Raw genomic sequence first — 13,526 nt, forward strand, 5'->3', positions numbered from 1 at the left:
GAACGCTGTCATGACCCATACGTTGCGCGTGATTTTTGCCGGCACGCCGGAATTCGCCGCGGCTGCCCTTGCCGCGATCCACGAGGCCGGTTTCCCGGTGCCGCTCGTGCTTACCCAGCCCGATCGCCCGGCCGGCCGCGGGATGAAACTCCAGGCCAGTGCCGTGAAGCGCTACGCCGTCGAGCACGGGATGACCGTCGCGCAACCGCCGTCGCTGCGTCGCGCCGGCAAGTACCCGGCGGAGGCGGCCGACGCGATCGAACTGCTGCGCACGACGCCGCACGACGTGATGGTGGTGGCCGCGTACGGCCTGCTGCTGCCGCAGGAGGTGCTCGACATCCCGCGCGCGGGCTGCATCAACATCCACGCGTCGCTGCTGCCGCGCTGGCGCGGCGCCGCGCCGATCCATCGGGCGATCGAGGCCGGCGACGCCGAGACGGGCGTCACGCTGATGCAGATGGACGTCGGCCTCGACACCGGCGCGATGATCGAGGAGGCGCGCATCGCGATCGCGCCCGACGATACGACCGCGACGCTGCACGACCGCCTCGCCGCCGACGGCGCGCGGCTGATCGTCGACGCGCTCGTTCGGCTCGAGCGCGACGGCACGCTGCCGGCGACGCCGCAGCCCGCCGACGGCGTGACCTACGCGGAAAAGATCGGCAAGCACGAAGCGGCGCTCGATTGGCGCAAGCCGGCCGACGTACTCGCGCGCCAGGTGCGTGCATTCGATCCGTTCCCGGGCGGCGTCGCGACACTCGACGGCGCGGCCATCAAGCTGTGGGCGGCCGAGCCCGTGGCGGCGCGCGGCACGATGACCAACGAGGCGCCCGGCACGATCGTCGAAGCCGCGCCGGAAGGCGTGGTGGTCGCATGCGGCAGCGGCGCGCTGCGCGTCACTCAGCTGCAGAAGCCGGGCGGCAAGCGGCTGCCCGCGCGCGAATTCCTCGCCGGTTCGCCGCTCGCCGCGGGCCAGCGGTTCGCGCTGCCCGACGTCGACTGACACGGCCTGAGTGCCATTCGACCCGGTCTGCCGGCCCGGCGCAACTGGCCGGACGGCCGAGTCGCGCGGTGCGGCAGGCGCGCGTAGAATTTCCCTGCGCTCTCCGGTTTCGAGGTTTTCATGTTCGGCATCACCCATTTCGGCTTCTTCGTGTTCGCGGTTTTCCTGCTGAACATTACGCCCGGCCCTGATACGGCCTACATCGTCGGCCGCAGCGTCGCGCAGGGGCGCGGCGCGGGGCTGATGTCGGCGTTCGGCATTTCGGCCGGCTGCTGCGTTCACGCGCTCGCCTGCGCGTTCGGCCTGACCGCGCTGCTGGCCGCGTCGGCCACCGCGTTCACGGTGATCAAGCTGGTCGGCGCCGCCTACCTGATCTATCTCGGCGTGCGGATGATCATCGCGAAGCAGGCCGCCGCGCCGTCGGGCGCCGCAGCCGCGCAGGCCGCGGCCGCCAAGCCGCTGCGCCAGCTGTTCATGCAGGGCTTCTGGACCAACGTGCTGAATCCGAAGGTCGTGCTGTTCTTCGTGTCGTTCTTCCCGCAATTCGTCTCGGCCGACAGTCCGCACAAGGCATGGGCGTTCCTGACCCTCGGCGCGGTGTTCGTCGCGATGAGCACGGTATGGACGAGCCTGGTCGCGTGGGTGGCGGGCAGCGTCACACAGCGCTTTTCCGGCAAGCCGGGCGTCAAGAAGTGGCTCGACCGCACGGTCGGCAGCGCGTTCGTCGGCCTCGGACTTCGTCTTGCAACGTCGCAACGCTGAGATTGAATTTTTCCGGCAAGACCTTATCTAACAAATCGCTTACAATTTTCCGCCGCGCCCTGTGATGCGCGGCGGTCCCCTGACGGATAAGGAGTGGGTATGTTCAATTGGGTCAAAACGGCGATGCTGATGGCCGCGATCACGGCCCTGTTCATCGTGATCGGCGGGATGATCGGCGGCTCGCGCGGCATGACGATCGCGCTGCTGTTCGCGCTCGGCATGAATTTCTTCTCGTACTGGTTCTCGGACAAGATGGTGCTGCGCATGTACAACGCGCAGGAAGTCGACGAGAACACGGCGCCGCAGTTCTACCGGATGGTGCGCGAGCTGGCCACGCGCGCGAACCTGCCGATGCCGCGCGTCTACCTGATCAACGAGGATGCGCCGAACGCGTTCGCGACGGGCCGCAACCCCGAGCACGCGGCGGTCGCCGCGACGACGGGTATCCTGCGCGTGTTGTCGGAGCGCGAGATGCGCGGGGTGATGGCGCACGAGCTCGCGCACGTGAAGCACCGCGACATCCTGATCTCGACGATCACCGCGACGATGGCGGGTGCGATCTCGGCACTCGCGAACTTCGCGATGTTCTTCGGCGGGCGCGACGAGAACGGCCGGCCGGCCAATCCGATCGCGGGTATCGCGGTCGCGCTGCTCGCGCCGATCGCGGGCGCCCTGATCCAGATGGCGATTTCGCGGGCCCGCGAGTTCGAGGCCGACCGCGGCGGCGCGCAGATTTCCGGCGATCCGCAGTCGCTCGCCACCGCGCTCGACAAGATTCATCGCTATGCGGCGGGCATTCCGTTCCAGGCGGCCGAGGCCCATCCGGCCACCGCGCAGATGATGATCATGAACCCGCTGCACGGCGGCGGCCTGCAGAACCTGTTCTCGACGCACCCGGCCACCGAGGAACGCATCGCGCGCCTGATGGAGATGGCGCGCACCGGCCGCTTCGATTGACCTCCGGTGTACCGCGCGGCTGATGTCGCGCGGAGGCCCCCTTGCCACCCCGCATGCGCCGTGCTGCGGGGTGTTTCATTTGCGCTCGCCGTAAAGGGGCCAAAGGGGCAGCATGGTCGCACGCTACAATGCGCGGTTTGGGATCGCCGGGCCATCCGGCGACTGCGATCCCGCCGTTTGCCGCATTTGTTTGCCGCGCCTGCTTGCCGATTCCGTACCGATGACACGACCCCGTTCTTCCGCTCCGACTTCTTCCGGCCGCCCGGCGCGCCTGGCTGCGCTGCACCTGGCGCCCGATTCGCTCGGCTTCGCGCTCGACGCGGCCGCGCAGGCGGTCGATGCGGTGCGACGCGGCACCGCGTTGCCGGCGGCACTGTCGACGGTATTCGCGCAGATGCCGTCCGGCGCGCAGGCGCTCGCACGCGGCGCGACGCAGGACGTCGCCTACCGGACGATGCGTCGCCTCGGCAGCGCGGACTGGCTGATCGGCAAGTTCGTCAGCAAGGCGCCGCCCGCGCACGTGCACGCGGTGCTCGCCGGCGCGTTCGCGCTGCTGCTCGACCCGCCTGACGAAGCTGCGTACCCGGCGTTCACGGTGGTCGACCAGGCCGTCACCGTCATCGGTGCGCGGCGCGAATTCGCGTTCGCGAAGGGGATGGTCAACGCGGTGCTGCGCCGTTTCCTGCGCGAGCGCGACGCACTCGTCGCGGCGATGCAGGACGATCCGGTTGCGTGCTGGAACTACCGTGCGTGGTGGGTCGATGCGGTGAAGCGCGCATGGCCCGACGCGTGGCAGGCGATCCTCGCGGCCGGCGAGCGCCAGGGGCCGCTGACGCTGCGCGTGAACGCGCGTCGCGCGAACGTCGATGCGTATCTCGACACGCTGCGTGCGAGCGGAATCGAAGCGGTCGCGATCGGCCGGCATGCGGTGCGGCTCGCGTCGGCGCTGCCGGTCGACCGCATTCCGGGCTTCGCCGACGGCGTGGTGTCGGTGCAGGACGCCGGCGCGCAGCTCGCGGCCGAATGGCTCGGCGCGCGCGACGGCATGCGCGTGCTCGACGCGTGCGCGGCGCCCGGCGGCAAGACCGGCCATATTCTCGAACTCGCCGACGCGGAAGTCGTGGCGCTCGAAAGCGACGCGACGCGCGCGGCGCGCATCGGCGAGAATCTCGTGCGCCTGTCGCTCGCGGCGAACGTGTGCGTCGGCGACGCGGGCGCGCCGGACGCGTGGTACGACGGGCGTCCGTTCGATCGCATCCTGGCCGACGTGCCGTGCTCGGCGTCCGGCATCGTGCGGCGGCACCCCGACATCCGCTGGCTGCGCCGCGAGGCCGACATCCCGGCGCTGGTCGCGGAGCAGCGTCGCATCCTGTCGGCGCTGTGGCCGCTCGTGAAGCCGGGCGGCGAACTGCTTTACGTGACCTGTTCGATCTTCCCCGAAGAAGGCGAAGGGCAGGCCCGCTGGTTTGAAGCGGCCTGTGAAGATGCGGTACGATTGGACGCCCCCGGCCAACTGCTGCCGGGCGGCGTGCAGGGACGGGCGGCCGCCGGCGCACTCGACCAGAACACCGATCACGACGGATTTTTCTACGCGCGGTTTCAGAAACGGTGACGATCAAACACCTTTTTCCCTTTCGGCTCGCGGCCGTCTTGCTGGTCGCGTTGACGCTGTGCCTGGCCGTCGTGCGGCCGGCGCATGCCGAATCGATCGCCGTGCAACGCGCGTCGCTCCAGTCCGACGGAAGCGGCTGGAGCCTCGACGCACGGTTCGACTTCGAGCTGAATCCGAACCTCGAGGATGCCGTCAACAAGGGCATCCCGCTTTACTTCACGACCGACTTCGAGCTGAGCCGCGCGCGCTGGTACTGGTTCGACGAGCAGCCGGTGGCGGTCACGCAGACGATCCGCCTGTCGTTCCAGCCGCTCACGCGCGAGTACCGCGTGTCGACGGGCGGCCTGCAGCTCGGCTTCCCGTCGCTGAAGGATGCGCTCGCGGTGGTACGGCACATCACGTCGTGGCACGTGATCGACCGTAACCAGGTGCGTGCCGGCGAAACCTACACGGCGTCGGTGCGGATGCAGCTCGATACGGCGCTGATGCCGAAGCCGTTCCAGGTCGACGCGGTGAACAATCGCGACTGGACGCTCGGGTCGGACTGGAAGCGCTTCAACTTCACGGTGACCGAACGTGCTAAATAAAGTACGCCGCGCGGCCAGCGGGAAGAGCCTCCTCGTCCGCGTGATCGTTTCGACCGTCGCGCTGACCGCGCTGCTGCTGCTCGTGCTGCTGGCGGCCGCGAGCGCGAACACCGAATTCTTCGATCGCTACTACTCGTGGCTGTACGCGACGAACATCGTCGTCGCGCTCGTGTTCCTGCTCGTGGTGCTCGGGCTGATCGGGATGATCGTCGTGCGCCTGAGGAAGGGCAAGTTCGGCACACGGCTGCTCGCGAAGCTCGCGGTGTTCTTCGCGCTCGTCGGCGTGGTGCCGGGCGGGATCATCTACATCGTGTCGTACCAGTTCGTGTCGCGCAGTATCGAGTCGTGGTTCGACGTGAACGTCGAGACGGCGCTGACGGCCGGCCTGAACCTCGGCCGCGGGATGCTCGATGCGTCGCTGTCCGATCTGCAGACGAAGGCGCGGCTGATGTCCGACCAGCTCGCGAGCGTCGATGCGAACACGAACGGCACGACGCTCACGCTGCTGCGGCTGCGCGACCAGTTCGGCGTGCAGGACGCGACGATCGTCGAGCCGAGCCGCGGCGGCTCGGGCGCCGCGCCCGACCTGCACATCGTCGCGCAGGCGTCGGGCAATTTCGCGGCGCTGATTCCGGACGACCTGCCGACGCCGCTGATGTTGAGCCAGGCGCGCGAACACGGCGCGTATGCGGCGATCGAGGGCGAAGTCGACGGCGACCCGCGCGCACACGGCGCGAAGGGCGCGCTGCGGCTGCGCGTCGTGCGGCCGATTCCCGACGCGACGACGTCGCTGCTGCAGCCGGCGGAGCGGTTCCTGCAGCTCACGCAGCCGGTGCCGCCGACGCTCGCGCACAACGCGGACGCCGTGCAGCGCGCGTACAGCGAGTACCAGGCAAAGTCGCTCGGCCGCACGGGGCTGCGCAAGATGTACATCGGCACGCTGACGCTCGCGCTGTTCCTCGCGACCTTCATCGCGATGATGCTCGCGCTCGCGCTCGGCCAGCAGCTCGCACGGCCGCTGTTCCTGCTCGCGCAGGGTACGAAGGAGATCACGGAAGGCGACTACACGCCGAAGCGCGAGATCAAGACGCGCGACGAGCTCGGCTTCCTCACGCAGTCGTTCAACGCGATGACGCGCCAGTTGTCCGAGGCGCGGCTCGCGGTCGAGAAGAACCGCATCGCGCTCGAGCATTCGAAGACGTATCTCGAGAGCATCCTCGCGAACCTGACGGCCGGCGTGTTCGTGCTCGATCGCCAGTTCCGGCTGACGACGGCCAATCGCGGCGCCGAGCGGATCTTCCGGCAGCCGTTCAACACGCTGATCGGCACGACGCTCGACCGGATCGGCGTGGCCGCCGGGTTCGGCGCGATGGTGCGCAAGGCGTTCGCCGATCGCGAGGCGGCGTCCGACGGCGGCAGCGGTGATCGCGGCCACTGGCAGCAGCAGTTCGCGATCGAGGTGCCGGGCGAAACCGATCCGCTGACGCTGCTCGTACGCGGCACGCGCCTCGTGTCGACGGTCGAAGGGCAGGCCGACGATCCGCAGACGTCCGGCTACGTGGTCGTGTTCGACGACATTTCCGACGTGATTTCCGCGCAGCGTTCGGTCGCGTGGGGCGAGGTCGCGCGGCGGCTCGCGCACGAGATCAAGAATCCGCTGACGCCGATCCAGCTGTCGGCCGAGCGGCTGCAGATGAAGCTGTCGGACAAGCTCGCACCACCCGACGCGGACGTGCTCAAGCGCGGCGCGACGATGATCGTGAACCAGGTGGCCGCGATGAAGCGGATGGTCGACGATTTTCGCGAATACGCGCGCACGCCGCCGGCGGTGCTCGCGAACCTGCAGTTGAACGAACTGGCGAGCGAGGTGCTCGGGCTGTACGGCGTCGGCGAGGGCAAGAGCCCGATCGTCGCCGAGCTCGCGCCGTCGCTGCCGGTGATTCGCGGCGACGCGACGCAATTGCGCCAGGTGATTCACAACCTGCTGCAGAATGCGCAGGATTCGGTCGCGGAGTCCGCGCATCCGCGTGTGTTGATCGAAACCAAGACAGTAGAATATGGCGACCCCGACGCCGAGGGCAAAACGCGCGTCGCGGTACGTCTTACCGTGTCCGACAACGGGCCCGGTTTTCCGGCACGCATCCTGACCCGTGCGTTCGAGCCTTACGTGACGACCAAGGCGAAGGGCACGGGGCTCGGGCTGGCCACGGTCAAGAAAATCGTTGACGAGCACGGCGCGCGGATCGATCTGCGCAATCGCATGCACGGCGAGACCGTCGAGGGTGCGCAGGTGTCGATCCTCTTCCTGCAGATGGCGAGCGATACGCCAGGCGCCGAACCGGGCGCACAGGACGGGACGACACCCGCCAAGACAAAAGCAAGTGAGCAGACAAAGGCAGCGTAAATGGCAACCATCCTGGTGGTAGATGATGAAATGGGCATCCGGGAATTGCTCTCGGAGATCCTCAGCGATGAAGGACATGTCGTCGAGGCGGCGGAGAACGCGCAGGCCGCGCGGGAATACCGGCTGAATCAGGCGCCCGATCTCGTGCTGCTCGATATCTGGATGCCCGATACCGACGGCGTCACGCTGCTCAAGGAATGGGCGGCGCAGGGGCTGCTGACGATGCCCGTGATCATGATGTCCGGGCACGCGACGATCGATACGGCCGTCGAGGCGACCAAGATCGGCGCGCTCGATTTCCTCGAGAAACCGATCGCGCTGCAGAAGCTGCTGAAGTCGGTCGAGCACGGTCTCGCCCGCGGCGCGGCGCCGGTGTCCGCGAACGCGGCGGCGAAGGCGGGCGGCGGGCAGGCCGCGGGGCCGGCGGCGGTCGCGTCCGCGGCGGCGCTGCCGACGCTCGGCGACGACATGGCGTCGGCGCTCGGCCTCGCGGGCCAGACGGCCGCGATCCCGTTCGACATCCCGTTGCGCGAAGCGCGCGATGCGTTCGAGCGCGCGTACTTCGAATATCACCTCGCGCGCGAGAACGGCAGCATGACGCGCGTCGCGGAGAAGACGGGCCTCGAGCGCACGCACCTGTATCGCAAGCTCAAGCAACTCGGCGTCGAGCTCGGCAAGAAGCCGTCCGAAGGCGCGCTGTAAAATATTTTGCGAAAGCACTTGCTCGGGGGCGAATAGCTCGATATACTTTCATTCTTCGTTGGCCCGGTAGCTCAGTTGGTAGAGCAGCGGATTGAAAATCCGCGTGTCGATGGTTCGATTCCGTCCCAGGCCACCAGCATTTAAAACCCCAAGAATCGGAAGGTTCTTGGGGTTTTTCGTTTGTGGTGGGTATCGCGTGTCGTGGGCCGCGGGCCCGGCAGCATTCGCCGGGGCATGATAAAATCCGTGCCCGCTCAATGACTTAGCGCATCGCTTCATGCGCATGGCAGGCTGCTCGCGGTGCGCCTGTCGTGGCGCGCGGCAACGATGCCGTGCGATGAGCGGTATAAGCGCGCCGCCGCATTCGCGGCCGAGCGCGCTGCCTATACTGGTCGAGCCGGCACAGGCCGGCCGCGTCGGGCCGCCCGGCGGCAGCCGGCCTCGGGGCGCAGTGCGACGCGAGCCTACACATTCACGGAGTATCACGGTGATTCGGACAGACGCTAAAGACGGCGCGCTCGTGTTGTTTTCCGGCGGGCAGGATTCCGCCACGTGCGTGGCATGGGCCCTCGAACGCTACCAGACGGTCGAGACGCTCGGCTTCGATTACGGCCAGCGTCATCGCGTCGAACTCGAGTGCCGCGAAGGCGTGCGCGAAGCGCTGAAGCACAGGTTTCCCGCGTGGTCGGACCGGCTCGGCGACGATCACATGATCGACCTGTCGGTGCTCGGCGCGATCAGCGATACCGCGATGACGCGCACGATCGAGATCGAGACGACGGCGAACGGCCTGCCGAACACGTTCGTGCCGGGCCGCAACCTGATGTTCATGACGATCGCCGCGGCGATCGCCTATCGGCGCGGGCTGCGCGTGCTGGTCGGCGGGATGTGCGAGACCGATTTTTCGGGCTATCCGGACTGCCGCGACGACACGATGAAGGCGCTGCAGGTCGCGCTGAATCTCGGGATGGATACGCGCATGGTGCTCGAGACGCCGCTGATGTGGCTCGACAAGGCGCAGACCTGGCAGCTCGCCGAACAGCTCGGCGGCGACGCGCTCGTCGAACTGATCCGCGTCGAGACGCACACCTGCTACGTGGGCGAGCGCGCGGAACTGCACGACTGGGGCTTCGGCTGTGGCGAATGCCCGGCCTGCAAGCTGCGCAAGCGCGGCTACGAGGCCTACCTGAAGGGCGAGCGGGTGACCGAAGCGCCGCTGTGACGCGGCTGCGCCGGCGGCGCTTGATGGACAACGGATTCTGATCGACAACGAGCGGCGCGAGCCGGACGAAGGACGATGACTTACGCGGTCAAGGAAATTTTCTACACGTTGCAGGGCGAGGGCGCGAATGCGGGCCGGCCGGCCGTGTTCTGCCGGTTCGCCGGCTGCAATCTGTGGTCGGGCCGCGAAGAGGATCGTGCGGAGGCCGTGTGCCGCTTCTGCGATACGGACTTCGTCGGCACCGACGGCGAGAACGGCGGCAAGTTCAAGGACGCCGCCGCGCTCGTCGCGACGATCGCCGGCCTGTGGCCGGCGGGCGAAGCGCACCGCTTCGTCGTCTGCACGGGTGGCGAGCCGATGCTGCAGCTCGACCAGCCGCTCGTCGACGCGCTGCATGCGGCCGGCTTCGAGATCGCGATCGAAACCAACGGTTCGCTGCCGGTGCTCGAATCGATCGACTGGATCTGCGTGAGCCCGAAGGCCGATGCGCCGCTCGTCGTCACGAAGGGCAACGAACTGAAGGTCGTCGTGCCGCAGGACAACCAGCGGCTGGCCGACTACGCGAAGCTCGACTTTGAGTATTTTCTCGTGCAGCCGATGGACGGCCCGTCGCGCGACCTCAATACGAAGCTCGCGATCGACTGGTGCAAGCGTCATCCGCAGTGGCGGCTGTCGATGCAGACCCACAAATATCTGAACATTCCCTGAGCCACGGCTTTTGACATCGTGCTGATTACCCGAAAACTCGAATTCGACGCGGGCCACCGCATCCCCGATCACCGCAGCCAGTGCAGGAACCTGCACGGCCATCGCTACGTGCTCGAAATCACGCTGCGCGGCGATCTCGTCGATACCGAGGGGGCGCCCGACCGCGGCATGGTGATGGATTTCGCCGACGTGAAGGCGCTCGCGATGGAGCACCTCGTCAGCAAGTGGGATCACGCGTTCCTGGTCTATGCGCGCGACGAGGTCGTGCGTTCGTTCCTCGAGCAGATGGCCGACCACAAGACGGTCGTGATCGACCGGATCCCGACCGTCGAGAACCTCGCGGCGATCGCGTTCGACCTGCTCGCGAACGTGTACGACGCGCACTACGGCGTGAATCTGCGCCTCGAGCGCGTGCGTCTGTACGAAACGCCGAACTGCTGGGCCGACGTCGAGCGCCAGCCTGGCCGCTGATCCTGCCTTTCCCGGCAGCCCCGCCGTTCGGCGCGGGCTGGCCGTCGCCGCCAGCCGCCGCGTCCCGCGCCGGTAGGGCTTCCCCCGTCGGTTCCCGCATCGAGCATCCGGCCGCGCTATGATCGTCGTGCGGCACGGAAAAACGCGCGCGTGAGCCATTGCGCGGCCCGCTTTGTCAGATCGGTCGTCCCGGGCCGACTCACGTTCTCTGGCGTGCGATCTGCCGCCGCCACCGTGCTTCGGTTGCCCGGCGGTATGCATTCCGCTTCCGCTTCGCCAGTTGCTTGTCCCGTTCGATTGCCGTTCCGTTCCGGAGGCCGTATCGATGAGCACGCTCACCAATTCCCTCAAACAACGCCTGCGCGACGGCGACGAGCCGCTGTACGGCCTGTGGCTGTCGCTCGGCAGCGACTCGGCCGCGGAAGCGCTCGCGCATGCCGGTTACGACTGGCTCTGCATCGACATGGAGCATGCGCCGAACGACAGTCGTGACGTGGCGTCGCAACTGCGCGCGATCGCCGCGGCGCACCTGCCGAGCGAGCCGGTCGTGCGCGTGCCGGCGCGCGAGCCGTGGCTCGTGAAGCGTGCGCTCGACGCCGGCGCCCGCACGCTGATGTTTCCGTGTATCGAGACGCCCGACGACGCCGCGCACGCGGTGCGGCTCACGCGCTTCCCGTCGCCCGAATCGCCGGACGGGCTGCGCGGCGTCGCGGGCATGGTGCGCGCGGCGGCGTTCGGCATGCGCCGCGACTACCTGCAGACGGCGAATACGCAAGTCGCGGTGATCGTGCAGGTCGAATCGGCGCGCGGCGTCGACGAAGTCGAGCGGATCGCGGCGACGCCCGGTGTCGATTGCCTGTTCGTCGGCCCGGCCGATCTCGCGGCGAGCCTTGGGCATCTCGGCGATATCCGCCACCCGGACGTCGAAACCGCGATGGCGCGCGTGCTCGCGGCGGGCAAGCAGGCGGGCGTCGCGGTCGGCATCTTCGCGGGCGACACGGCGGCCGCGCGCCAGTATCGCGAGGCCGGCTACCGGATGATCACGGTGTCGGCCGACGTGAGCTGGCTGTTGCGCGCGACGCGGCAGGCGTTGCAGGAGGTACGGTCATGAACGGCGCAGACGGTGCGTGCTGCGGGCGCGCGCGGATCGGGGCGATGGTCGGCCTGTGGGCCGTGTGGGCGGCGGCCGTCGCGCAGGGCGCGCCGCAAGCGAAGCCTGACCCGTCGCGCGAGACGCAATCGGCGGTCGCCGACTACAACGCCGGCGACTATCGCGCGGCGCTGGTGCAATTCCACGATGCGGCCGAGCGCGGCGATCGCCTCGCGCAGTTCAACTACGCGATGATGCTGCTGACGGGCGAAGGTGTGACCGCGAACGTCGACGAAGGGCTGCGCTGGCTCAAGCGCGCGGCGGAAGCGAACATGTCGCATGCGCAGTACGTGTACGGCCGGATGTTCGACGATGGCGAGTTCGTCGCGCGCAATCCGGCGGAAGCGCATCGCTGGTTCCTGCGGGCCGCGAAGCAGGGGCACGTGCAGGCCGAGCTGTCGCTCGCGAACCAGTTCCTCGACGGGCGCGGCACGCCGCGCGACAACCGGCAGGCGTTCGCGTGGTACAAGCAGGCCGCCGACGCGGGCGAGCCGACCGCGCAGTACGTGACCGCGTCGTTCTACGAGCGCGGCGGCGACGGCGTCGCGCAGAACCTGAACATCGCACGCGCGTACTACGCGGCGGCCGCTGCGCAGGGCGACGAGACGGCCGGGATGAAATTCAAGGAGCTGAGCGCGCGGCTGAAGGCGCCGGGGCCGGCATCGGGCACCGGCGCGGAGCCAGGCAAACCGCACGCGCCGCCGCAGTAAGCGGCTGCATTCGGTCCGCCCGATGCAAAACGGCGCCCGCAGGCGCCGTTGTCGTGTGCCGCAGCGCAGGCCGCGCGGTCAACTCTTCATCAACCGCCGCTGCCGCCCGACGCTCATGATCATCCCGATCGCGATGCCGAGCGTCGTGAGCGCGGTGCCGCCGTAACTCATGAACGGCAGCGGCACGCCGACGACCGGCAACACGCCGCTCACCATCCCGATATTGACGAACGCGTAGACGAAGAACGCGAGCGTGAGCGAGCCCGCGAGCAGCCGGCCGAACAGCGTCGCGCCCTGCGCGGCGATGTAGAGCCCGCGCGCGATCAGCGCCATGTACAGCGTCAGCAGCACGAGCCCGCCGGCGAGACCCCATTCCTCCGAGAACACCGCGAAGATGAAATCGGTGTGCTTTTCCGGAATGAATTCGAGGTGCGCCTGCGTGCCTTTCAGGTAGCCCTTGCCGAGCACGCCGCCCGAGCCGATCGCGATCACGGCCTGGATCGTGTGGAAGCCCTTGCCGAGCGGGTCGGACGTCGGGTCGAGCAGCGTACACACCCGGTGTTTCTGGTAGTCGTGCATCAGCGGCCACTGCACTTCAGGCTGGCAGATGCGTTCCTCGAACACCGCGATCGAGCCGACCGCGATCACGCCCGCGACGAGCACCGGCACGATCAGCTTGAACGACAGGCCGGCGAGGTAGATCACGAAGAAGCCGGCCGCGAACACGAGCAGGCCCGTGCCGAGGTCCGGCTGCTTCGCGATCAGCCCGACCGGCACCAGCAGGATCCCGAACGCGGCGATGAAGTCGTACCAGCGCAGCCCGCCTTCGCGGCGCTGGTAGTACCACGCGAGCATCAGCGGCGTCGCGATCTTGAGGATTTCGGACGGCTGGATCACGACGCCGACGTTCAGCCAGCGCTTCGCGCCCTTCTTGGTCATCCCGAACAGCGCGACGGCAATCAGCAGCGTGACCCCGAACGTGTAGAGCGGGACCGCGAAGCGCATCAGCGTGGTCGGCGGGATGTTGGCGATCACCCACATCAGCACGAACGTCAGCAGGATGTTGCGCAACTGGTCCTCGACGCGGCCCGGCACGTCGATCGACGCGCTGTACAGTGTGACGATGCCGACGCACAGCAGCAGGAACACGATGAGGGCGAGCGGACGGTCGAAGCCCGCGAACATCTGCTTGATCTTGTCGAGCCAGGCGCGCTTGTCGAATTGCATGCCTTTCTCCG

The 13,526-nt window shown here is 68.1% G+C and carries 13 protein-coding genes and 1 tRNA gene; 13 read left to right on the forward strand and 1 reads right to left on the reverse strand.

What is annotated here, in order from left to right:
• Positions 1–10 precede the first annotated feature (10 nt).
• The 13 genes from fmt to DFS13_RS15225 all read left to right on the forward strand — a co-directional run bounded on the left by fmt (position 11) and on the right by DFS13_RS15225 (position 12,288).
• Positions 11–1,003: a methionyl-tRNA formyltransferase gene (fmt, locus tag DFS13_RS15165; protein ID WP_105866524.1), complete on the forward strand. Its 993-nt coding sequence runs from the start codon at positions 11–13 to the stop codon at positions 1,001–1,003.
• A gap of 120 nt (positions 1,004–1,123) precedes the next feature.
• Complete coding sequence (locus tag DFS13_RS15170; RefSeq protein WP_034201221.1) at positions 1,124–1,765, forward strand: LysE family translocator; 642 nt, start codon at positions 1,124–1,126, stop codon at positions 1,763–1,765.
• A 99-nt stretch (positions 1,766–1,864) separates the two neighbouring features.
• The gene (gene htpX, locus DFS13_RS15175) at positions 1,865–2,722 is read left to right on the forward strand and encodes a zinc metalloprotease HtpX (RefSeq protein ID WP_006485774.1); all 858 of its coding nucleotides are present in this window, start codon (positions 1,865–1,867) and stop codon (positions 2,720–2,722) included.
• A gap of 220 nt (positions 2,723–2,942) precedes the next feature.
• On the forward strand, positions 2,943–4,334 hold the full coding sequence (gene rsmB / locus DFS13_RS15180) for a 16S rRNA (cytosine(967)-C(5))-methyltransferase RsmB (protein ID WP_006485768.1): 1,392 nt from the start codon (positions 2,943–2,945) through the stop codon (positions 4,332–4,334).
• Entirely contained in the window at positions 4,331–4,921 is a 591-nt protein-coding gene (locus DFS13_RS15185) for a DUF4390 domain-containing protein (RefSeq protein WP_006477467.1), read from the forward strand. The genes rsmB and DFS13_RS15185 overlap by 4 nt, the downstream gene beginning before the upstream one ends.
• Complete coding sequence (gene esaS / locus DFS13_RS15190; protein ID WP_034178451.1) at positions 4,911–7,325, forward strand: sensor histidine kinase EsaS; 2,415 nt, start codon at positions 4,911–4,913, stop codon at positions 7,323–7,325. The genes DFS13_RS15185 and esaS overlap by 11 nt, the downstream gene beginning before the upstream one ends.
• Positions 7,326–8,027 carry a response regulator transcription factor EsaR gene (esaR, locus tag DFS13_RS15195; protein ID WP_006495385.1) on the forward strand — a complete coding sequence of 234 codons (702 nt, stop codon included), beginning with the start codon at positions 7,326–7,328 and terminating at the stop codon, positions 8,025–8,027.
• Positions 8,028–8,087: 60 nt separating this feature from the next.
• A tRNA-Phe gene (locus tag DFS13_RS15200) sits at positions 8,088–8,163 on the forward strand.
• Positions 8,164–8,514: 351 nt separating this feature from the next.
• Complete coding sequence (queC, locus tag DFS13_RS15205; protein WP_006482568.1) at positions 8,515–9,249, forward strand: 7-cyano-7-deazaguanine synthase QueC; 735 nt, start codon at positions 8,515–8,517, stop codon at positions 9,247–9,249.
• A gap of 75 nt (positions 9,250–9,324) precedes the next feature.
• Entirely contained in the window at positions 9,325–9,957 is a 633-nt protein-coding gene (gene queE / locus DFS13_RS15210; protein ID WP_006495383.1) for a 7-carboxy-7-deazaguanine synthase, read from the forward strand.
• Between the two features lie 18 nt (positions 9,958–9,975).
• Positions 9,976–10,428 (forward strand): 6-carboxytetrahydropterin synthase QueD, encoded by a 453-nt coding sequence (gene queD, locus DFS13_RS15215; protein ID WP_006482561.1) that lies wholly within the window; start codon positions 9,976–9,978, stop codon positions 10,426–10,428.
• A gap of 325 nt (positions 10,429–10,753) precedes the next feature.
• Complete coding sequence (locus tag DFS13_RS15220; protein ID WP_111441859.1) at positions 10,754–11,539, forward strand: HpcH/HpaI aldolase/citrate lyase family protein; 786 nt, start codon at positions 10,754–10,756, stop codon at positions 11,537–11,539.
• Positions 11,536–12,288: a tetratricopeptide repeat protein gene (locus DFS13_RS15225; RefSeq protein ID WP_048987582.1), complete on the forward strand. Its 753-nt coding sequence runs from the start codon at positions 11,536–11,538 to the stop codon at positions 12,286–12,288. Before DFS13_RS15220 ends, DFS13_RS15225 begins: the two co-directional genes overlap by 4 nt.
• A gap of 78 nt (positions 12,289–12,366) precedes the next feature.
• On the opposite strand, the gene rodA is transcribed toward DFS13_RS15225, so the two are convergent.
• Positions 12,367–13,515 (reverse strand): rod shape-determining protein RodA, encoded by a 1,149-nt coding sequence (gene rodA / locus DFS13_RS15230; RefSeq protein ID WP_006482564.1) that lies wholly within the window; start codon positions 13,513–13,515, stop codon positions 12,367–12,369.
• Positions 13,516–13,526 lie beyond the last annotated feature (11 nt).

The organism is Burkholderia sp. 28_3, from assembly GCF_003253915.1.
GTDB classification, from domain to species: domain Bacteria; phylum Pseudomonadota; class Gammaproteobacteria; order Burkholderiales; family Burkholderiaceae; genus Burkholderia; species Burkholderia cenocepacia.